This window comes from Citrobacter sp. GW821-FHT07H02 (assembly GCF_059418505.1).
The window spans coordinates 353,341-375,070 of record NZ_JBWKPZ010000001.1; the positions used below are offsets into that span (position 1 = coordinate 353,341).

Annotated in this window: 19 protein-coding genes; 10 read left to right on the forward strand and 9 right to left on the reverse strand. The window is 52.0% G+C overall.

From position 1 onward, the window contains the following. Nucleotides 1-52: 52 nt before the first annotated feature. Together AC07NP_RS01635 and AC07NP_RS01640 are read right to left on the reverse strand one after the other, a co-directional pair. Nucleotides 53-1,336, reverse strand: coding sequence for a citrate synthase (locus tag AC07NP_RS01635; RefSeq protein ID WP_203358465.1), 1,284 nt, complete (start codon nt 1,334-1,336; stop codon nt 53-55). A gap of 255 nt (nt 1,337-1,591) precedes the next feature. After that, complete coding sequence (locus AC07NP_RS01640) at nt 1,592-1,651, reverse strand: hypothetical protein (RefSeq protein ID WP_442870729.1); 60 nt, start codon at nt 1,649-1,651, stop codon at nt 1,592-1,594. Between the two features lie 379 nt (nt 1,652-2,030). On the opposite strand from AC07NP_RS01640, the gene sdhC reads away from it, so the two are divergent. From sdhC to AC07NP_RS01685, 9 genes are all read left to right on the forward strand, one after another. Beyond that, on the forward strand, nt 2,031-2,435 hold the full coding sequence (sdhC, locus tag AC07NP_RS01645; protein WP_043001371.1) for a succinate dehydrogenase cytochrome b556 subunit: 405 nt from the start codon (nt 2,031-2,033) through the stop codon (nt 2,433-2,435). Next, nucleotides 2,429-2,776, forward strand: coding sequence for a succinate dehydrogenase membrane anchor subunit (sdhD, locus tag AC07NP_RS01650; protein ID WP_192611584.1), 348 nt, complete (start codon nt 2,429-2,431; stop codon nt 2,774-2,776). The genes sdhC and sdhD overlap by 7 nt, the downstream gene beginning before the upstream one ends. Then, the gene (gene sdhA / locus AC07NP_RS01655) at nt 2,776-4,542 is read left to right on the forward strand and encodes a succinate dehydrogenase flavoprotein subunit (protein ID WP_203358464.1); all 1,767 of its coding nucleotides are present in this window, start codon (nt 2,776-2,778) and stop codon (nt 4,540-4,542) included. Before sdhD ends, sdhA begins: the two co-directional genes overlap by 1 nt. 15 nt (nt 4,543-4,557) lie before the next feature. Further along, nucleotides 4,558-5,274 (forward strand): succinate dehydrogenase iron-sulfur subunit SdhB, encoded by a 717-nt coding sequence (gene sdhB, locus AC07NP_RS01660; protein ID WP_203358463.1) that lies wholly within the window; start codon nt 4,558-4,560, stop codon nt 5,272-5,274. Between the two features lie 387 nt (nt 5,275-5,661). Then, on the forward strand, nt 5,662-8,463 hold the full coding sequence (gene sucA / locus AC07NP_RS01665; RefSeq protein ID WP_494659377.1) for a 2-oxoglutarate dehydrogenase E1 component: 2,802 nt from the start codon (nt 5,662-5,664) through the stop codon (nt 8,461-8,463). A 14-nt stretch (nt 8,464-8,477) separates the two neighbouring features. Next, entirely contained in the window at nt 8,478-9,698 is a 1,221-nt protein-coding gene (gene odhB / locus AC07NP_RS01670) for a 2-oxoglutarate dehydrogenase complex dihydrolipoyllysine-residue succinyltransferase (RefSeq protein WP_494659378.1), read from the forward strand. A gap of 114 nt (nt 9,699-9,812) precedes the next feature. Continuing rightward, a complete protein-coding gene (gene sucC, locus AC07NP_RS01675) occupies nt 9,813-10,979 on the forward strand; it encodes an ADP-forming succinate--CoA ligase subunit beta (RefSeq protein ID WP_162382511.1) in 1,167 nt (388 codons plus the stop codon). Further along, nucleotides 10,979-11,848, forward strand: coding sequence for a succinate--CoA ligase subunit alpha (gene sucD / locus AC07NP_RS01680; protein ID WP_494659379.1), 870 nt, complete (start codon nt 10,979-10,981; stop codon nt 11,846-11,848). The genes sucC and sucD overlap by 1 nt, the downstream gene beginning before the upstream one ends. 247 nt (nt 11,849-12,095) lie before the next feature. Continuing rightward, nucleotides 12,096-12,989 carry a PocR ligand-binding domain-containing protein gene (locus AC07NP_RS01685; protein ID WP_203358459.1) on the forward strand — a complete coding sequence of 298 codons (894 nt, stop codon included), beginning with the start codon at nt 12,096-12,098 and terminating at the stop codon, nt 12,987-12,989. On the opposite strand, the gene cobA is transcribed toward AC07NP_RS01685, so the two are convergent. Continuing rightward, entirely contained in the window at nt 12,983-13,756 is a 774-nt protein-coding gene (gene cobA / locus AC07NP_RS01690) for a uroporphyrinogen-III C-methyltransferase (protein WP_203358458.1), read from the reverse strand. The two genes, AC07NP_RS01685 and cobA, sit on opposite strands and share 7 nt — an antisense overlap. 407 nt (nt 13,757-14,163) lie before the next feature. On the opposite strand from cobA, the gene AC07NP_RS01695 reads away from it, so the two are divergent. Then, nucleotides 14,164-15,069: a LysR substrate-binding domain-containing protein gene (locus AC07NP_RS01695; RefSeq protein ID WP_203358457.1), complete on the forward strand. Its 906-nt coding sequence runs from the start codon at nt 14,164-14,166 to the stop codon at nt 15,067-15,069. A gap of 50 nt (nt 15,070-15,119) precedes the next feature. Here AC07NP_RS01695 and cobO read toward each other — a convergent pair whose 3' ends face one another. The 6 genes from cobO to AC07NP_RS01725 all read right to left on the reverse strand — a co-directional run bounded on the left by cobO (nt 15,120) and on the right by AC07NP_RS01725 (nt 21,727). Next, nucleotides 15,120-15,722, reverse strand: coding sequence for a cob(I)yrinic acid a,c-diamide adenosyltransferase (gene cobO / locus AC07NP_RS01700; protein ID WP_301696344.1), 603 nt, complete (start codon nt 15,720-15,722; stop codon nt 15,120-15,122). 9 nt (nt 15,723-15,731) lie between these two features. After that, nucleotides 15,732-17,384, reverse strand: coding sequence for a class I fumarate hydratase (locus AC07NP_RS01705; protein WP_494659380.1), 1,653 nt, complete (start codon nt 17,382-17,384; stop codon nt 15,732-15,734). 121 nt (nt 17,385-17,505) lie between these two features. Continuing rightward, entirely contained in the window at nt 17,506-18,507 is a 1,002-nt protein-coding gene (gene glsA / locus AC07NP_RS01710) for a glutaminase A (protein ID WP_203358454.1), read from the reverse strand. A gap of 85 nt (nt 18,508-18,592) precedes the next feature. Then, nucleotides 18,593-19,876 (reverse strand): dicarboxylate/amino acid:cation symporter, encoded by a 1,284-nt coding sequence (locus tag AC07NP_RS01715; protein ID WP_494659381.1) that lies wholly within the window; start codon nt 19,874-19,876, stop codon nt 18,593-18,595. A gap of 166 nt (nt 19,877-20,042) precedes the next feature. Next, nucleotides 20,043-20,360: a DUF4387 domain-containing protein gene (locus AC07NP_RS01720; protein ID WP_162382520.1), complete on the reverse strand. Its 318-nt coding sequence runs from the start codon at nt 20,358-20,360 to the stop codon at nt 20,043-20,045. After that, nucleotides 20,357-21,727, reverse strand: a complete 1,371-nt coding sequence (locus AC07NP_RS01725) for an acyclic terpene utilization AtuA family protein (protein WP_192611599.1) — start codon at nt 21,725-21,727, stop codon at nt 20,357-20,359. Before AC07NP_RS01725 ends, AC07NP_RS01720 begins: the two co-directional genes overlap by 4 nt. Nucleotides 21,728-21,730: the final 3 nt, after the last annotated feature.

The window sequence follows — 21,730 nt, forward strand, 5'->3', positions numbered from 1 at the left end:
TGGTGAAGGCATAAAAAACGCGCCCGCAGGCGCGTTTTGCTTAGCGTGAATATTAACGCTTGATCGCGGATTTAAAATCGCGCTGTTCGTAGCCGGTGTACAGCTGACGAGGACGCGCAATTTTCATGCCGTCGGTGTGCATCTCGTTCCAGTGTGCAATCCAGCCCACGGTACGCGCCATCGCGAAGATAACGGTAAACATGGAGGACGGAATGCCCATCGCTTTCAGAATGATGCCGGAGTAGAAGTCTACGTTCGGGTAGAGTTTCTTCTCGATGAAGTACGGGTCGTTCAGTGCAATGTGTTCCAGCTCCATCGCCACTTCCAGCAGGTCATCTTTGGTGCCCAGCTCTTTCAGTACTTCGTGGCAGGTTTCGCGCATCACGGTCGCACGCGGATCGTAGTTTTTGTAAACACGGTGACCGAAGCCCATCAGGCGGAAAGAGTCGTTCTTGTCTTTCGCGCGGCGAACAAATTCCGGTATGTGTTGAACAGAGCTGATTTCTTCCAGCATTTTCAGCGCAGCTTCGTTCGCGCCGCCGTGCGCCGGTCCCCACAGGGAGGCGATACCGGCTGCGATGCAGGCAAATGGGTTAGCACCAGAAGAACCGGCGGTACGCACGGTAGAGGTTGACGCGTTCTGTTCGTGATCGGCGTGCAGGATCAGGATACGGTCCATCGCACGTTCCAGCACCGGGTTCACTTCATAGTTTTCACACGGCGTAGAGAACATCATGTTCAGGAAGTTACCGGCATAGGAGAGGTCGTTGCGCGGATAAACGAACGGCTGGCCGATAGAATACTTGTAACACATTGCCGCCATGGTCGGCATTTTGGACAGCAGACGGAAGGCAGCAATTTCACGGTGGCGCGGGTTATTCACGTCCAGAGAGTCGTGATAGAACGCCGCCAGCGCACCGGTGATCCCACACATAACGGCCATCGGATGAGAATCGCGACGGAAGGCGTGGAACAGGCGAGTAATTTGCTCGTGGATCATCGTATGGCGGGTAACAGTAGTTCTGAACTCGTCGTACTCTTCCTGGCTCGGCTTCTCGCCGTACAGCAGGATATAACACACTTCCAGATAGTTGGACTCGGTCGCCAACTGATCAATCGGGAAGCCGCGATGCAGCAAAATACCTTCATCGCCGTCGATGAACGTAATTTTGGATTCGCAGGATGCGGTAGAGGTAAAACCTGGGTCAAAAGTGAACATACCTTTTGAACCAAGGCTACGAATATCAATAACGTCTTGACCTAGCGTGCCCTTCAGCACATCCAGTTCAATAGCTGCATCACCATTTAGGGTGAGCTTTGCTTTTGTATCAGCCATTTACGGTCTCCTTAGCGCCTTATTGCTTAAGACTGCCGGAACTCACATTTGCCTTCGTACATCAATGAACCGTTACCAGTTTGTTATTTGGCTCGCCGCTCTGGAAAGAGGGGGGAAGACCTGGGTACAGAGCTATGGGCGCTTGCAGGTAAAACGGTTAATTCATGGCGAATAAGCAGCAAATCAAGTACTTAGCAATCCGAATTATTAAACCTGTTTATCACTAATAACTGTCCTGAAGGAATCGGTCAATACCTATACACTGTTACATAACTTAATGTCAGGTGAAAGAGTGACCCCATAACTTTTACGCATTATATGCTTTTTCTGGTGTCGTTTGTAACAACTTTGTTTAATGGTTGTCAAATCAGATGATTAAAAATTAAATAAATGTTGGTATCGTGACCTATGTCACTGTTCGGGATAAAACCCGACAAACTATATGTAGGTTAATTGTAATGATTTTGTGAACGTCCTATACTGCCGCCAGGTCTCCGGAATACCCTGCAATCCCGAGCCACCCAGCGTTGTAACGTGTCGATTTAGCATCTGGAAGCAGTGTTTTACATGACGCACAGTTATAGATAAGGACGCTGTCTGACCCGCACGCAGACCGGAGTAAGGAAATCCCGCCGTCTTCCAGGCTACAGGATCCTCTCTGTACCCGAAGTCCAAAGGGAATAATAAGAACAGCATGTGGGCGTTATTCATGATAAGAAATGTGAAAAAACAAAGACCTGTCAATTTGGATCTGCAAACGATCCGCTTCCCAATCACGGCGATAGCGTCCATTCTCCATCGCGTTTCCGGAGTGATCACCTTTGTGGCGGTCGGGATCCTGTTGTGGTTATTGGGTACCAGCCTCTCTTCCCCTGAAGGATTCCAGCAGGCGTCCGCCATCATGGGAAGCTTCTTCGTTAAATTTATTATGTGGGGCATTCTCACCGCGCTGGCGTATCACGTCGTGGTCGGTGTTCGTCACATGATGATGGATTTTGGCTATCTGGAAGAAACATTCGAAGCGGGTAAACGCTCCGCCAAAATCTCTTTTGTTATCACTGTCGTGCTTTCACTTCTCGCAGGAGTCCTCGTATGGTAAGCAACGCCTCCGCATTGGGACGCAACGGCGTACATGACTTCATTCTGGTCCGTGCTACCGCTATCGTTCTGACGTTATACATCATCTATATGGTCGGCTTTTTCGCCACAAGCGGCGAGCTGACCTGGGAAATCTGGACGGGTTTCTTCTCATCGGCATTCACCAAAGTCTTCACCCTGCTGGCTCTGTTTTCCATCTTAATCCATGCCTGGATCGGCATGTGGCAGGTGTTGACCGACTACGTTAAACCGCTGGCTGTGCGCCTTGTGCTGCAACTGGTTATTGTTGTTGCGCTGGTGGTTTACGTCATTTATGGATTTGTTGTGGTGTGGGGGGTGTAATGAAACTGCCAGTAAGAGAATTTGATGCTGTAGTGATTGGCGCAGGCGGCGCAGGTATGCGTGCGGCGCTGCAAATTTCCCAGAGCGGCCAGACCTGTGCGCTGCTGTCTAAAGTCTTCCCAACCCGTTCCCATACCGTGTCTGCGCAGGGTGGTATTACCGTTGCGCTCGGTAATACCCATGAAGATAACTGGGAATGGCACATGTACGACACCGTAAAAGGGTCGGACTATATTGGTGACCAGGACGCGATTGAATATATGTGTAAAACCGGCCCGGAAGCGATTCTGGAGCTGGATCATATGGGGCTTCCGTTCTCTCGCCTCGATAATGGCACTATTTATCAACGTCCGTTTGGCGGTCAGTCGAAAAACTTCGGCGGCGAGCAGGCGGCACGTACCGCAGCGGCGGCTGACCGTACCGGTCACGCACTGCTGCACACGCTGTATCAGCAGAACCTAAAAAACCACACCACCATTTTCTCTGAGTGGTATGCGCTGGATCTGGTGAAAAACGCCGATGGCGCCGTGGTCGGTTGTACCGCGCTGTGTATCGAAACCGGTGAAGTGGTTTACTTCAAAGCTAACGCCACTGTGCTGGCGACCGGCGGCGCAGGCCGTATCTATCAGTCCACCACTAACGCGCATATCAACACCGGTGACGGCGTCGGTATGGCTATCCGTGCCGGTGTACCGGTGCAGGATATGGAAATGTGGCAGTTCCACCCAACCGGTATCGCCGGTGCGGGCGTTCTGGTGACAGAAGGCTGCCGTGGTGAAGGTGGTTATCTGCTTAACAAACACGGCGAGCGCTTCATGGAGCGTTATGCCCCGAATGCGAAAGACCTGGCGGGTCGTGACGTGGTGGCGCGTTCCATCATGATTGAAATCCGTGAAGGGCGCGGCTGTGACGGCCCGTGGGGCCCGCATGCTAAATTGAAACTCGACCATCTGGGTAAAGACGTTCTCGAATCCCGTCTGCCGGGCATTCTTGAGCTGTCCCGTACCTTCGCACACGTTGACCCGGTGAAAGAGCCGATTCCGGTCATCCCAACCTGCCACTATATGATGGGCGGTATCCCGACCAAAGTGACCGGTCAGGCGCTGACCGTGAACGCGCAGGGCGAAGACGTGGTGATCCCTGGGCTGTTTGCGGTGGGCGAAATCGCCTGCGTATCGGTTCACGGCGCCAACCGTCTGGGCGGCAACTCGCTGCTCGACCTGGTGGTATTTGGCCGTGCGGTTGGCCTGCATCTGCAAGAATCCATCGCGGAGCAGGGTGCCCTGCTGGATGCGACCGAAGAGGAAATCGACGCTTCTCTGGAACGTCTGAACCGCTGGAACGGCAACCGTGACGGCGAAGATCCGGTGGTTATCCGTAAAGCCTTGCAGGAATGTATGCAGCATAACTTCTCGGTATTCCGCGAAGGTGATGCGATGGCGAAAGGGCTTGAGCAGTTGAAAGCGATCCGCGAGCGTCTGAAAAATGCGCGCCTGGATGACACCTCCAGCGAGTTCAATACCCAGCGCGTCGAGTGCCTGGAGCTGGATAACCTGATGGAAACCGCTTACGCAACCGCAGTATCCGCCAACTTCCGTACTGAAAGCCGTGGCGCGCATAGCCGCTTCGACTTCCCGGAACGTGATGATGAAAACTGGCTGTGCCATTCCCTGTATCTGCCAGAGACGGAATCCATGACGCGACGTCAGGTCAATATGGAACCGAAACTGCGCCCGGCATTCCCGCCGAAGATTCGTACTTACTAATGCGGAGACAGGACAATGAAACTCGAGTTTTCGATTTATCGCTATAACCCGGATGTTGATGACGCTCCGCGCATGCAGGATTACACCCTGGAAGGCGAAGAAGGGCGTGACATGATGCTGCTGGATGCCTTAATCCAGCTGAAAGAAAAAGACCCAAGTTTGTCGTTCCGTCGCTCATGCCGTGAAGGGGTGTGTGGCTCCGATGGTTTGAACATGAACGGTAAAAATGGTCTGGCCTGTATCACCCCGATTTCGGCGTTACACCAACCGGGTAAGAAAATTGTGATCCGTCCCCTGCCTGGCTTACCGGTTGTTCGCGATTTGGTGGTAGACATGGGGCAATTCTATGCTCAATATGAGAAGATTAAACCTTACCTATTGAATAATGGGCAAAATCCACCCGCTCGTGAGCATTTACAGATGCCTGAGCAGCGTGAAAAACTGGATGGGTTGTACGAGTGCATTCTGTGTGCATGCTGCTCAACATCCTGCCCGTCATTCTGGTGGAATCCGGACAAATTTATCGGCCCGGCGGGTCTGCTTGCTGCGTATCGCTTCCTGATCGACAGCCGCGATACTGAAACCGATAGCCGTCTGGAAGGGTTGAGTGATGCTTTCAGTGTATTCCGCTGCCACAGCATCATGAACTGCGTCAGTGTCTGTCCGAAAGGGCTTAACCCGACGCGCGCGATTGGTCATATTAAATCGATGTTGCTGAATCGCAGTGCGTAAGTAGTCAACGCCGGATGGCGACTGACGTCTTATCCGGCCTACAGGGCATTCTCCCGTAGGCCTGATAAGCGCAGCGACATCAGGAAAGTAAGTGCAGGAAACCTCTAAAAACTGCCAGATTGATAGCAATAATCGAGATGTTCAGCGCGAGACAAGGCGCGAACGGAACGAATCACCGGGAGCATAGTTAACTATGTGACCGGTGTGAGGGACGGTTGCAACGCAGTCGCAGCCTGAACAGCGACGATTATTAGACAGTTTTTAAAGGTTCCTTAGCGGACGCAGATGACACGACAGTCCGCAACAAGTGAACCCCGGCACGCACACCGGTTGTGCGTGGTTAGTATCCACGGCGAAATAAGCATACAGAATGCTTAAGGGATCACGATGCAGAACGGCGCAATGAAAGCCTGGTTGGACTCTTCTTACCTCTCTGGCGCAAACCAGAGCTGGATAGAACAGCTCTATGAAGACTTCTTAACCGATCCTGACTCAGTAGACGCCAACTGGCGTTCTATGTTCCAGCAGTTACCTGGCACCGGAGTCAAACCGGATCAATTCCATTCAACAACGCGTGATTATTTCCGTCGTCTGGCGAAGGATGCCTCACGTTACTCTTCTACGATTTCCGACCCTGACACCAATGCTAAGCAGGTTAAAGTCCTGCAGCTTATCAACGCTTATCGTTTCCGCGGTCACCAGCATGCAAACCTCGACCCGCTGGGACTGTGGAAGCAAGAAAACGTGGCAGATCTGGATCCTTCTTTCCACGATCTGACTGAGGCCGATTTCCAGGAAAGCTTTAACGTAGGTTCTTTTGCTGGCGGCAAAGAGACAATGAAGCTGGGCGAGCTGCTTTCAGCGCTCAAACAGACCTACTGCGGCCCGATTGGCGCCGAGTATATGCACATCACCAGCACCGAAGAGAAACGCTGGCTGCAACAGCGTATCGAATCGGGTCGTGCGGCATTTAGCACTGAAGAGAAGAAACGCTTCCTGAGCGAACTGACCGCAGCGGAAGGTCTTGAACGTTATCTGGGCGCGAAATTCCCGGGGGCGAAACGCTTCTCGCTGGAAGGCGGCGATGCGTTAATCCCAATGCTCAAAGAGATGATCCGTCATGCGGGTAACAGCGGCACCCGTGAAGTGGTGCTGGGTATGGCGCACCGTGGTCGTCTGAACGTGCTGGTTAACGTTCTGGGTAAAAAACCGCAGGATCTGTTCGACGAATTTGCGGGCAAACACAAAGAACATCTCGGCACCGGCGACGTGAAGTACCACATGGGCTTCTCGTCTGATATCGAAACCGAAGGCGGTCTGGTTCACCTGGCGCTGGCGTTTAACCCGTCGCACCTGGAAATCGTCAGCCCGGTGGTTATCGGTTCCGTGCGTGCGCGTTTGGATCGTCTGGACGAACCGAGCAGCAATAAAGTCCTGCCAATCACCATTCACGGTGACGCGGCAGTGACAGGGCAGGGCGTGGTTCAGGAAACCCTGAACATGTCGAAAGCGCGGGGTTACGAAGTGGGCGGTACCGTTCGCATCGTTATCAACAACCAGGTGGGCTTCACCACCTCTAACCCGCTGGATGCGCGTTCTACCCCGTACTGCACCGACATCGGTAAAATGGTACAGGCGCCGATCTTCCACGTTAACGCGGATGACCCGGAAGCGGTCGCGTTTGTGACCCGTCTGGCGCTGGACTTCCGTAACACCTTTAAACGCGATGTCTTCATCGACCTGTTCTGCTACCGTCGTCACGGCCATAACGAAGCCGATGAGCCGAGTGCAACTCAGCCGTTGATGTATCAGAAAATCAAAAAACATCCGACGCCGCGTAAAATCTACGCCGACAAACTCGAGCAGGATAAAGTCGCTTCGCAGGAAGACTCCACCGAAATGGTCAATCTGTATCGCGACGCGCTGGATGCGGGCGAGTGTGTGGTGAAAGAGTGGCGTCCGATGAATATGCACTCCTTTACCTGGTCGCCGTACCTCAACCATGAATGGGATGAAAAATACCCGGATACGGTTGAAATGAAGCGCCTGCAGGAACTGGCCAAACGTATCAGCACCGTGCCGGAAGCGGTTGAGATGCAGTCTCGCGTAGCCAAAATTTACGGTGACCGTCAGGCGATGGCGTCAGGCGAGAAACTGTTCGACTGGGGCGGCGCGGAAACGCTGGCGTACGCGACGCTGGTTGATGAAGGTATCCCGGTGCGTCTGTCCGGTGAAGATGCGGGCCGTGGTACGTTCTTCCACCGTCACGCGGTGATTCATAACCAGTCCAACGGTTCCACCTATACCCCGTTGCAGCACGTGCATAACGGCCAGGGCACTTTCCGTGTCTGGGACTCCGTGCTCTCTGAAGAAGCGGTACTGGCATTTGAATACGGTTATGCCACAGCAGAACCCCGCACGCTGACTATCTGGGAAGCGCAATTCGGCGACTTCGCCAACGGCGCGCAGGTGGTTATCGACCAGTTCATCTCCTCCGGTGAGCAGAAGTGGGGACGTATGTGTGGTCTGGTCATGTTACTGCCGCACGGTTACGAAGGTCAGGGTCCGGAGCACTCCTCCGCGCGTCTGGAACGTTATCTGCAACTCTGCGCTGAGCAGAACATGCAGGTTTGCGTCCCGTCGACCCCAGCTCAGGTGTACCACATGTTGCGTCGTCAGGCGCTGCGCGGTATGCGCCGTCCGCTGGTGGTGATGTCGCCGAAGTCGCTGCTGCGTCACCCGCTGGCCGTCTCTTCACTTGATGAACTGGCAAATGGCACCTTCCTGCCGGCGATTGGTGAGATTGATGAACTCGATCCGCAAGCCGTGAAGCGTGTGGTGATGTGTTCTGGTAAGGTTTACTACGACCTGCTGGAACAGCGCCGTAAGAACAATCAAAAAGATGTGGCCATTGTGCGCATCGAACAACTCTATCCTTTCCCGCATCAGGCGATGCAGGAAGTATTAAAACAGTACGCTCACGTACATGATTTTGTCTGGTGCCAGGAAGAGCCGCTCAACCAGGGCGCATGGTATTGCAGCCAGCATCATTTCCGTGAAGTGATTCCATTTGGGTCTGCTCTGCGTTATGCAGGTCGCCCGGCCTCCGCCTCTCCGGCGGTAGGGTATATGTCCGTTCACCAGAAGCAGCAACAAGATCTGGTCAATGACGCGCTGAACGTCGATTAATTAAAGGATACAAAATGAGTAGCGTAGATATTCTTGTTCCCGACCTGCCTGAGTCTGTAGCAGACGCGACCGTTGCAACCTGGCATAAAAAACCAGGCGACGCGGTTGTTCGCGACGAAGTGCTGGTAGAAATCGAAACTGACAAAGTGGTACTGGAAGTACCGGCATCGGCGGACGGCATTCTGGATGCAGTACTGGAAGATGAAGGCACCACCGTGACTTCTCGCCAGATCCTGGGTCGCCTGCGTGAAGGCAACAGCGCAGGGAAAGAAACCAACGCCAAGTCTGATGAGCAAGCGTCTACCCCGGCGCAGCGTCAGCAGGCTTCTCTGTCTGAGCAAAACAATGATGCCCTGAGCCCGGCGATCCGTCGCCTGCTCGGTGAGCACAACCTCGAAGCCAGCGCTATTAAAGGCACCGGCGTCGGCGGGCGTATTACCCGTGAAGATGTTGAAAAGCATCTGGCGAAAGCACCTGCAAAAGCCGAGTCTAAAGCGCCAGCTGCAGCTCCTGCCGCACAACCGGCTCTCGGCGCGCGCAGCGAAAAACGTGTTCCGATGACCCGTCTGCGTAAGCGCGTGGCCGAGCGTCTGCTGGAAGCGAAAAACTCGACCGCGATGCTGACGACCTTCAACGAAGTCAACATGAAGCCGATTATGGATCTGCGTAAGCAGTACGGCGACGCGTTCGAAAAACGTCACGGTATCCGTCTGGGCTTTATGTCCTTCTACGTGAAAGCGGTGGTTGAAGCGCTGAAACGTTATCCGGAAGTCAACGCCTCTATTGATGGCGATGACGTGGTGTACCACAACTACTTTGATGTCAGCATGGCGGTATCTACGCCGCGCGGTCTGGTAACACCAGTGCTGCGCGATGTCGATGCCCTCGGTATGGCTGACGTTGAGAAGAAAATTAAAGAACTGGCAGTGAAAGGTCGCGACGGCAAACTGACCGTTGAAGATCTGACCGGCGGTAACTTCACCATCACCAACGGTGGTGTGTTCGGTTCCCTGATGTCTACGCCGATCATCAACCCGCCGCAGAGCGCAATCCTGGGCATGCACGCAATCAAAGACAGACCGATGGCTGTTGATGGTAAGGTTGAGATCCTGCCGATGATGTACCTTGCGCTGTCTTACGACCACCGTCTGATCGATGGTCGCGAGTCAGTAGGCTTCCTGGTGGCCATTAAAGAGCTGCTGGAAGATCCGACACGTCTGCTGCTGGACGTATAGTAAACAAGAGTATCACCTGCCCCGTAGGCCGGATAAGCGTAGCGCCATCCGGCAAAGATACCGCTCTGGTCTACGGGTTTAAAGATAACGATTACTGAAGGATGGACAGAACACATGAACTTACATGAATATCAGGCAAAACAACTTTTTGCCCGCTATGGCTTACCGGCGCCGGTGGGTTATGCCTGTACTACTCCGCGTGAAGCAGAAGAAGCCGCTTCTAAAATCGGTGCGGGTCCGTGGGTAGTCAAATGTCAGGTTCACGCTGGCGGCCGCGGTAAAGCGGGCGGTGTGAAAGTGGTGAAGAGCAAAGAAGAAATTCGCGCTTTTGCTGAGCACTGGTTGGGTAAACGTCTGGTGACCTACCAAACGGATGCGCACGGTCAGCCGGTTAACCAGATTCTGGTTGAAGCTGCCACTGATATTGATAAAGAACTCTATCTGGGCGCGGTTGTTGACCGTAGCTCCCGTCGCGTGGTCTTCATGGCCTCTACCGAAGGCGGCGTGGAAATCGAAAAAGTGGCGGAAGAAACCCCGCACCTGATTCACAAAGTGGCACTGGATCCGCTGGCAGGCCCAATGCCGTATCAGGGACGTGAGCTGGCGTTCAAACTGGGTCTGGAAGGTAAACAGGTTCAGCAGTTCACCAAAATCTTCATGGGTCTGGCGACCATCTTCCTGGAGCGCGATCTGGCGCTGATCGAAATCAACCCGCTGGTTATCACTAAGCAGGGCGATCTGATCTGCCTCGATGGCAAACTGGGCGCTGACGGTAACGCACTGTTCCGCCAGGCTGACCTGCGCGAAATGCGCGACCAGTCTCAGGAAGATCCGCGTGAAGCGCAGGCGGCACAGTGGGAACTGAACTACGTTGCGCTGGATGGCAACATCGGTTGTATGGTGAACGGTGCGGGCCTGGCAATGGGCACCATGGACATCGTTAAACTGCACGGCGGTGAACCGGCTAACTTCCTTGATGTTGGCGGCGGCGCAACCAAAGAGCGCGTGACCGAAGCGTTCAAAATCATCCTTTCCGACGACAATGTAAAAGCCGTTCTGGTTAACATCTTCGGTGGTATCGTGCGCTGCGACCTGATCGCTGACGGCATCATCGGCGCCGTGGCGGAAGTGGGTGTAAACGTTCCGGTGGTCGTTCGTCTGGAAGGTAACAACGCCGAACTCGGCGCGAAGAAACTGGCTGACAGCGGCCTGAATATTATTGCAGCGAAAAGTCTGACGGATGCAGCTCAGCAGGTTGTTGCCGCAGTGGAGGGGAAATAATGTCTGTTTTAATCGATAAAAACACCAAGGTTATCTGTCAGGGCTTTACCGGTAGCCAGGGGACTTTCCACTCTGAGCAGGCAATGGCTTACGGTACGCAGATGGTTGGTGGTGTTACACCAGGTAAAGGCGGTACTGAACATCTGGGTCTGCCGGTCTTTAACACCGTGCGTGAAGCGGTAGAAGCAACAGGTGCAACCGCATCGGTTATCTACGTTCCGGCACCGTTCTGCAAAGACTCCATTCTGGAAGCGATCGATGCAGGCATCAAACTGATCATCACCATCACTGAAGGCATCCCGACACTGGACATGCTGACGGTAAAAGTGAAGCTTGATGAAGCTGGCGTACGCATGATCGGGCCGAACTGCCCGGGCGTTATCACTCCGGGCGAATGCAAAATCGGCATCATGCCGGGTCACATTCACAAGCCAGGCAAAGTGGGCATCGTGTCTCGCTCAGGTACTTTGACGTATGAAGCCGTTAAGCAGACTACTGACTACGGTTTCGGTCAGTCCACCTGTGTGGGCATTGGCGGCGACCCGATCCCAGGCTCTAACTTTATCGACATCCTGAAACTGTTCCAGGAAGACCCGCAGACTGAAGCGATCGTGATGATCGGTGAAATCGGCGGTAGCGCGGAAGAAGAAGCCGCAGCGTACATTAAAGATCATGTGACCAAACCGGTTGTCGGCTACATTGCCGGTGTGACTGCGCCGAAAGGCAAACGTATGGGTCATGCAGGCGCGATCATCGCAGGCGGTAAAGGAACGGCGGACGAGAAGTTCGCGGCTCTGGAAGCGGCAGGCGTGAAAACCGTTCGTAGCCTGGCCGATATCGGCGAAGCACTGAAAAGCGTTATTAAGTAAAGTATTAAAAGAGTAAAACAACCCAAGCCATTCATTTCCCGTAGGTGAATGGCGAAGGGGTGGTCCGTTTCGACATGGTTGGCCATCTGATGATGGCCTTTTTTGTTCTTTTTCTTTATTGAACTTCTTGCGTTTTAATCATAATTTCCTGAGTAAACGAGATATTTTTTTGCGGTTAGCATCATTTTTTCATTACGCCAAATTCTGCATATTACCCACTTACAGAGAATAACTATTGGGGAAATGCATGACTGTGCATAATCAGGATGAATACTTAGATCGTTTTTACTCACTCGCTGATGTCTTCTCCAGTGCAACTGGGCTGGCTGCTGTGGTCGTTGATATACACGGCAATGCGCTTTCAAGTTGTCATCATTTTAATTCCTTTTGTTCGTTGATGCGCGCCCATGAGCAATACCGGGTAGGTTGCCAACAGTGCGAAAAATATTGCGCCTATGAAGGGCTTAAGGAATCAAAGCCAAAAATACTCAGCTGCCACGCGGGATTGAGCTTATTTTCGATGCCGCTCATTCGTGAAGGGAGCTTGCTCGGCTTTATCATTTGTGGGCAGGTACGGGCGAAATTTCAGGAATATAAAACAATTGTCATTCAGGATGAAAGGTTGTGGGCGCAAAATGCTGAAATAAATGAGGCCTGGCGGCAGGTTGCTATTATGGATAATAATCACCTGGTTGCATCAGCGAATTTACTTAATTTCATTGTTAATAATATTACTTTAACAGAAAGTAAATATTCATCGACTCTCGAATCGCACTGTGGCGAATCTCCTTTTTCTTACTCTGAGCTTTCACGTCATGAAAGGAAACTGGCGGCGGCGTTGCGTTATATTGATGAAAATCTCTATGGTGAGCTAACGTTAGAGTCTGTGGCTTCCCAGGTCTGCTTAAGCGCAAATTATTTTAGTCGCTTTTTTAAGAAGCAGCAGGGGGTTAATTTCAAAACCTGGGTTAATCAGAAGAAAATGCAGCGCGCCAGTGAACTGCTTCGCGACCCTGGCCATTCAATTGAGAGCATTGCCCGGAAACTTCAATACGCGCAAACCAGTTACTTTTGTCGTGTTTTCCGGGCTGTACATCAACGTTCACCGCAATCTTTTCGTTACGAGCAGTTTTCTCAATAGAGATTTTTCGGCAGTTTAACGTTGTTGGGAATGAACGATAATCGATCGCTCAGCGTGACGACATCGCCAATAACAATCAGCGCAGGGGGAACAATATTGGCCTCCTGCGCTTTGTTAAGCAACGTACCCAGTGTGCAGGTTAACCGACGCTGATTCTCTCTTGTCGCTGACATCACAATGGCGGCTGGCGTCTCCGGGGATTTGCCACCCATAAGTAATTCTTCACAAATAAACGGCAAATTGGCAATGCCCATAACGATGACCAACGTTCCGTTGAGTTTGGCAAGCTGCCGCCAGTCTTGCTGTTGATTTCCTTCACGGGTGTGGCCGGTCACAACATGAAAACCGGAAGCCATGTCACGATGCGTGACTGGAATACCTGCGCAGGCAAGCCCCCCAATCGCCGAGCTGATGCCGGGGACGACTTCAAAAGGAATGCCAGCATCGACCAGACATTCAACCTCTTCGGCGCCGCGACCAAAGACGTAAGGATCGCCGCCCTTAAGACGGACAATGTTTTCATGTGTTTCAGCATGCTGGACAAGCAGCGCATTGATTTCATGCTGTGGAACGCAATGGAAGCCTGGATTTTTGCCAACATTTATGAGCAGGCAATCAGGAGAGACCCATTCCAGTATTTTTGGGTTAACCAGTCGATCGTAGATCACCACATCGGCGTGTTGAATGCACTGCATCGCTTTGAGGGTAAGCAACGATATATCACCAGGGCCAGCCCCAACGAGCCAAACTTTTCCGGAAGTTTTCACACTGTGTCCTTTATCACGTCTAACGTAGAAAATGGCGGAGACTAAAATGGCAGAATGATAAAAAGTCGCCGTTTGCCTGTAAGTCATAGTGCCCAATTTTCCTGAATTAATGCGGAGATAATATTGATTAAACTCGCAAAGTTTTTTCTTCAATAAACAAGTTGTCTTGAAAAATTATTAAGAAGTTATTGGCACTATTTGCCTGGAATTAACCGCATTTAAATTGTGTTTATGGGTATGCTTGAGTATTATTGGTGAATATTTATTCGCTATTTGTGTGAGTAAATCATGGAATGGATCAAAGACAACAATGATGGAAATAAAATATAACTCTCGGGATTAATCTGGAGCGATTACATTGTTTTAATAACTTAAACTTTTTTTGCACGCTGCATATGGAAGACGTTATGAGAGGAAAAATACCGAAAACTGAGCTACTGGTGACTTTTGAAGTGGTGGCACGTCATGAAAGTTATACCCGGGCAGCAGAAGAGTTGGCATTAACCCAGAGCGCCGTGTTTCGACAAGTGAACGCACTGGAGGATTTTCTCAACACCTCACTTTTTAATCACGCTAAAAAGCGTATTTTTTTAAATGCAGCGGGTAAACACTATTTAAGTATCGTAAAAGAAACGCTGAACAAACTGGAACGCGATACGACAACAATAATGACCTGGCAGCCGACCGTACAAGTTATCGAGTTAGCGGTAAACCCGACATTTAGCACGCATTGGCTGATCCCGAATTTGCGTGAGTTCAATAAGCTTAATCCTGATATCATCGTAAATATTCACTCTTTGGCGAATATTGGTGATTTTCTCAACCGCGAGTATGACGCCGCCATCATGCGGGAAGACTTTTGCTCGCCGTGGTCTGCGGTAGAGTATCTTTTTGAAGAGGAAATTTTGCCGGTGTGTAGCCGACATTTGCTCATGGAGCCAGGCCAAAAAGTGTCGGTGAACGACCTGCTTAATGAGTTTCCCTTATTGCACCAAAGTACGCGCATCAAAGGCTGGCAGGAGTGGTTTGCACTGTCTGATGTCAGCAACGCGCAGGTGAACAAAGGTCCACGTTTTGATTTATTGTCGATGCTGATCGCTGCGGTGCGCTCTAATCTTGGTGTTGCGCTACTCCCGCGTTTTGCCATTCAGCGCGACCTCGATAATGGCGAGATGGTCATTCCTTGTGATGTGCCGATGCGCACGGGGAACCGTTTCATCATGACCTGGCGTGAAGAAAAAGCGGAATCCCGCCATTTGCAGGCCTTCCGCAACTGGTTGTTAGAAAAGTCGGTGGTTTCGAGGGGAGTTTGACGCCGTTGTAGTTACGGTGGAAGGGCGGCGCGCTAGCACCGCCCCTGCATTTACCAATCGATTCCAGCTTGTGCCTGAATGCCGCTGTCGAACGCGTGTTTTACCGGGCGAACTTCACTGACCGTATCGGCAAGCTCCAGTAACTGGCTATGGCAGCCGCGTCCGGTGACAATGACGGTCTGGTGAGCAGGACGATTCACAATCGCGGCGATCACCTCCTGCGTGTCCAGGTAATGATAAGCCAGCATATAGGTCAACTCATCCAGCACGACCAGATCGTAATGCGCATCGGCCAGCATGCGCTTGCTTTCCTGCCAGACACCCTGCGCCGCCTGAATATCAGATTCCCGGTTTTGCGTTTCCCAGGTGAATCCGGTACCCATAATATGGAATTCAACGCCAAGAGGTTGCAGGGTGTTGTATTCGCCATTATCCCACTGGCCTTTAATAAATTGCGCGATGCCAACCGTTTTTCCATGGCCGACAGCGCGTGTTGCCGTACCAAAAGCCGCCGTCGATTTGCCTTTGCCGTTGCCGGTGAAGACGATCAGGATGCCTTTCTGTTCGGTTGCTGCTGCCACGCGGGTATCAACCTGTTCTTTCAGTTTCTGCTGCCGCTGACGGTGCCTTTCAGTATTGGATCGCGCTTCCATTATTGCTCCTTAATGCCCTGCAGGGCAGGTTGTGCAGCGATGCTGCTGCTCAAACTGGCTGAAGAAGTTATTGCCTTTGTCGTCTACCAGTACAAACGCAGGCAGATTTTCGACTTCCATCATCCAGACGGCTTCCATTCCCAGTTCAGGATACTCGAGGCAACGTAAGCTCTTCACATACTGCTGCGCCAACAGGGCTGCCGCGCCGCCGATGCTGCCGAGGTTGAATCCGCCATGCTTATGACAGGCATCAGTCACCTGCTTGCTGCGGTTGCCTTTGGACAACATAATCAAACTGCCGCCTGCGGCCTGGAACGCGTCCACGTAGCCATCCATACGACCGCCGGTCGTCGGGCCGAGTGAGCCGCAGGCCTTGTTCTCTGGTGTTTTTGCCGGGCCTGCGTAGTAGACGATATGGTGTTTCATGTACTCCGGCATGGGTTCGCCGTTGTCCAGGCGTTCTTTAATTTTGGCATGCGCGATATCGCGGGCAACGACGATTGGGCCATTCAGGGTCACTCGTGTACCAATCGGCAACGCAGAGAGGTCATGCAGGATCTCACGCAGAGGGCGATTAAGATCAAGGCGAACGGTCTGAGCGCTATTTTCTACGCGCTGAGAGTCAGGAATGTATTTGCCCGGATTGTGCTCCAGTTTTTCCAGCCAGATGCCGTGTTTGTTAATTTTCGCTTTAATGTTGCGATCGGCCGAGCAGGAGAGCGCCATTGCGATAGGGCAGGAACCGCCGTGACGTGGAAGACGAATGACGCGGATATCATGCGCGAAATATTTGCCGCCAAACTGTGCGCCGATGCCAAACTCGCGGCTGGCGTTGAGCAGTGTGGTTTCCAGCGCGGTGTCGCGGAATGCCTGACCCAGCTCGTTTCCGCTGGTGGGCAGGTTATCGTAGTATTTTGTCGAGGCCAGTTTCGCGACCTTCAGCGCCTGGTCGGCAGATAATCCACCCACCACAAACGCGATGTGGTACGGCGGGCAAGCAGCCGTTCCCAGCGACTTCATTTTTTCGATCAGGAAGTTCTTCAGTTTTTCGGGTTGCAGAATAGATTTGGTTTCCTGGTACAGCGCCGCTTTGTTGGCTGAACCACCGCCTTTGTTGACGAAAAGGAAACGGTATTCGCTGCCCGGCGTCGCGCTAATATCGATTTGTGCTGGCAGGTTGGTCTGGGTATTCACCTCGGTGTACATGTCCAGCGGGGCATTTTGCGAGTAGCGCAAATTATTCTCTGTGAAAGTGGTATAGACCCCTTTGCTTAACGCTTCGGCGTCATTGCAGCCGGTCCAGACATTTTGCCCTTTGCTCGCCACCACGGTTGCCGTGCCGGTGTCCTGGCAGTTAGGCAGTACGCCTTTGGCGGAAACCTCAGCATTACGTAACAGCTGTAGAGCAACGTATTTATCATTACTGCTGGCCTGTGGGTCATGCAGAATACTGGCGATTTGTTTCAGATGTCCGGCGCGCAGGAAAAAAGAGGCTTCATAAAATGCCTGCTGAGCCAGCAATGTTAGCGCCTCTGGTGCGACTTTGATGACCTCTTCACCGTCTAACTCCGTTACTGAAATGTATTGATTACTCAGCAATTCGTATTCTGTATTATCTTTTTGTTGAAGAAACGGTTCTTGCCAGACAAATGGTTTAGACATGTTAACTTCTCACCTTGTGGTTATTTTGCCGGATGGCGGTGCATGCACCTTATCCGGCCTACGTGTTCGCTATCCGTTGTAGGCCGGATAAGACGCCGAAGCGTCGCCATCCGGCATTTTCTTACTGGCCTAAAAAGACGTTGGCCTGCGTCGCGTGAGCGACATCTTCGATCGTTTTCTGTGCGCGAACGCTGTTACCGGCTTGATCCAGCGGCGGAGAGTAAACGGCAATCGCGTACTCACCAGGGACAACGGCGACCATACCGCCGCCGACACCGCTTTTCGCCGGAATACCTACGGTGTACAGCCACTTGCCGCTGCCATCATAGAGACCGGCAATGGCCATTTCTGCCAGCACCTGCGGAACATACTTCTCGTTCAGCAACTGTTTGCCGTTGAAAGGTGATTTACCGTTGTTAGCAAGTACGGCACCCATTTTGGCGAGCTGCTCGACGTTGAGATCGACTGAACACTGACGGGTATAAATCTCGACAGCTTCATCGGTGTTACCGTAGAAGCTGTTGTACGACTCCATCAATTTCGCCAGCGCCTGGTTATGCTGGTTGGTGTCCATTTCCGATTTGAATACCGGTTGGTTGACGACCAGCTTCGCATCTGCCCAGTCATTCATGTAATTGAGAATTTTGTTCCAGCGTTCCGTTTTGTCTTTTGCTTCAATCAGACTAACGGTACTCATGGCGCCCGCGTTCACCAGCGGGTTTTCCGGTGCGCCCTGCGTCAGCTCAACTGCCAGACCGGAGTTGAACGGTAAACCGGTGGCATTGGCGCCGAGTTTATCCAGTACAACCTGCGTTCCATGCTGCTCCATCGCCAACGCCATTGTGAAGACCTTGCTCAGCGACTCCATTGGAAACGCTTTGCTGGAATCACCGACTTTGTAGATTTTTCCATCTACGGTCGCGATCGCGATACCGTAAAATTTCGGGCTGTAGGTTGCCAGTGCCGGGATGTAGTCAGCGACTTTTCCGTCGTTATTGTTTTTATATTTTTGATGCGCTTGCTCTATGATTTGGGCGTAATCCGGAGCGGGTTGAGCCCAAACGGCAGCACTGCAGAGTAAGCTTGCCGAAAACACACTGACGCTAAGAAGTTTTAGATTCATAAAGGATCCTGGTGAAGTTAGTGTTGGTGTTGTTGTTGGAAAAAAGGCCGACCGGAGTCGGCCCAGTGCATCGGGTTATAAAAAATTAGGAAAGAGCAGGTTCAGTAACCGGACGTTGTTCTGGGGCTTTACCACGGCAACCTTCACCGAAGTGTTCACCTTCCCAGCGGCTGATGATTGCAGAACCCATGGCGTTACTCATGACGTTGGTCGCGGAACGGCCCATGTCGAGGAACGGATCGACACCCATCAGCAAGATCAAACCTGCTTCAGGAATGTTGAACTGGTTGAGGGTTGCGGCAATAACCACCATTGACGCACGCGGTACGCCAGCCATGCCTTTTGACGTCAGCATCAGGATTAACAGCATGGTGATCTGCTCACCTATGCTCAGCTCGATGTTACAGGCCTGCGCGATGAATACGGTTGCAAACGAGCAGTAGGCCATGGAGCCGACCAGGTTAAAGGAGTAACCGATAGGCAGAACGAAACTGGCAATCTTGGAAGAGACGCCGAATTTTTCCAGTTTATCCAGCGTGCCAGGGAAGGCCGCTTCAGAGCTGGAAGTGGTGAAGGCCAGCAGGGCAGGTTCGAGGATAGATTTGGTCAGACGGCCGATGCACGGACCAACAATCATCGTCGACATACCAATCAGAATCGCCCACAGCATACTCAACGTCAGGTAGAACTCACCCATAAAGATACCGGCGCTGACCATCACGCCCAGACCGCGTTCAGCGATCAGTCCGGAGATGGCGGCAAACACGGTCAGTGGCGCAAACAGCATCACATAACCGGTCAGTTTCAGCATTACGTGTACCAGAGAATCGAGCACTTTCACGATCGGCTCACCTTTTTCTCCGATCGCTGCCAGGCTGCAACCGAGGAAGATGGAGAACACGACAATCTGCAGGATTTCGTTACGCGCCATCGCATCCACAATACTGGTAGGTACTGCGTGTGAGATGAAGACTTTCAGCGTGAACGGCTCAGACTTAACGGCGGCCACAGCACCAACGTCATGAGGCACAAAGTTAATGCCAACACCTGGTTGGAAGATGTTAACAATGACCAGACCCAGGGCAATGGAGATCAAGGACGCGAGAATGAAGAGGAAAAACGTTTTTGAGAATATACGTCCCAGTGTTTTCGCATCGCCCATTTTGGCAATACCTACCACGAGAGTAGAAATAACCAGAGGAGCGATAATCATTTTCACCATACGTAAAAATATGGTGGTGAAAATGGAAATGTGTTGTGAATACGACTTTGCTGTGTCAACAGATGCCATATTATTTATAGCCACCCCGGTAATCATCCCGAGTATCAGGCCTAATATGATCATCTTTGTTAAACTAATTTTCTTCATGTTTACTCCATCGGAAAATGGCTGGTAATTAATGTGTAGGGTTAGCAAACACCCGAGTGCATAAAAACGCTCAGGTGCTCGCCTGTTATGACCAACCGCATGAATTATGCGAAGTGCCGCGATACAGCAGAATCCAGCACTTCAATGGTTGTTGTTGTGTTATTTATTAAAAATCAAAATGGATACTGAGTAATGGCGCATGTTGCTGAGCACCATAAACATCATTGTCCCCCACATTTCCGGAGATAATATCGCGCGGCATGACGATTTTTACCGCGTTAGCTGGATCAAACCAGACAATGCGATGAATAAAGTCAGGCTCAACGTGATATAACTCAGCGATAAGCTGTGGTGTTAATTGCCCCGATTCTTTTACACGCTGATAATCTTCACGAGTTTTAAATAAAATATCTAAAACCAGTTCGTACGGTCCGGCGTTTTTGGAACGGATTACCTGCGCCAGTGAACAAATTGACTGTTTCATGCCTGGATTCCTTCTGGCGTCACCTGTTCGATGTGGAAATCAAAACGCAGTGCGTCGCTTGCCTCAATCAGATGGTAAATTGAGAACTCATACACCGGCCCACTTGGAATATCCGACGGTGAGAACGGGAAGGCGAGGTTGCCCGCCGTTGCAATGCGGTTTTCATAACCGTAATGCAGCAGGGTAGAGCGCACCAGCGAGCAAACGCTGTTGGCAATGTCCTGCGTCGGCGCAACCACATCCAACAAGATCCCCAGTTCGTGTCCGGCTGACTGCATGGGTTCATGGAGACCCATGACACCGTTTTTACCGTACAGATGGAACGTGATGCGGATGCTGTCATCATTCAGAGAGAGGTTGCTCGCCACGCTGGCTTTCACTTCTTCAAGAATGGTGTCAATGCCCGCGATCATGATCGGATCGCGTGTTCCGGCGATGGTCATGCAACGGAATCCGACCTGACGCGCGCCTTCCAGTTTCAGTGCGTAAGGTGTCTCTTCATGGCGTGAGCCGCTGACGTAGACTTCGCCCTCGTTCACAGCCTTAAAGCTACAGCCTTTCAGGTTCAGCACGCCGCCGGGACCTGGCAGGAAGTAGGGATCTGACTTCTCATACAGGGTATGGGCAGCGGCCGAGGTTTCGGTAAATTTACGCTTCGGATTAAATGTCTTCAGCGTGAAACCGTTGTCATCGATAATTCCCATCGCACAGTCTGAGCCGGAGCCAGGCGTTGCAGCAATGGCAGCACATTCAAGGATCTTCCCGCAGTGCAGAGCCAACCCTTCATCGAAACCTTGCATGATGGGCAGGGCGGCGAAGCAGACCGGGTCATATGCCCGTCCACCAAGAACAACCTGCGCACCGGCTTCCAGCGCACGCTGGAAAGGTTCGACACCCATTTGCGCGACGATGTAGGTGCTCGCGTCAATGGCTTCGTGAGTGAGTTCCGGCACGAAGTCGAGGGCGGTAATTTTCCCGTTATCCAACGCCTGATGAACGACGTCTTTTTCAACATCCGATGGGATTAACGCCATCGAGAAGGACAGCTTCTCTTCCTGCGCAATCTCCAGGATTATCTGGCGACACCATTCCAGATGCGGTGCCGCGCCGGATCCACCGGCAGTACCAATCACCACAGGAATATTGTTTTTCACGCCAGCGGTGATCATATACCGCAGATCGCGTTTAACGCCTGCCCGATCGGTAAACGGTTTACCGGCGCCCAGGTAGTGAGGGCCTGGATCGGAGGATCCCGCGTCAACAGCAATAAGATCCGGTGACTCTTCCATGGCTTTGCGAAAACTCTCTTCCGGGAAGCCATAACCCAGAATAGCCGTCGGCGATAAGATCTTAAATGTGCGAGCCATTTC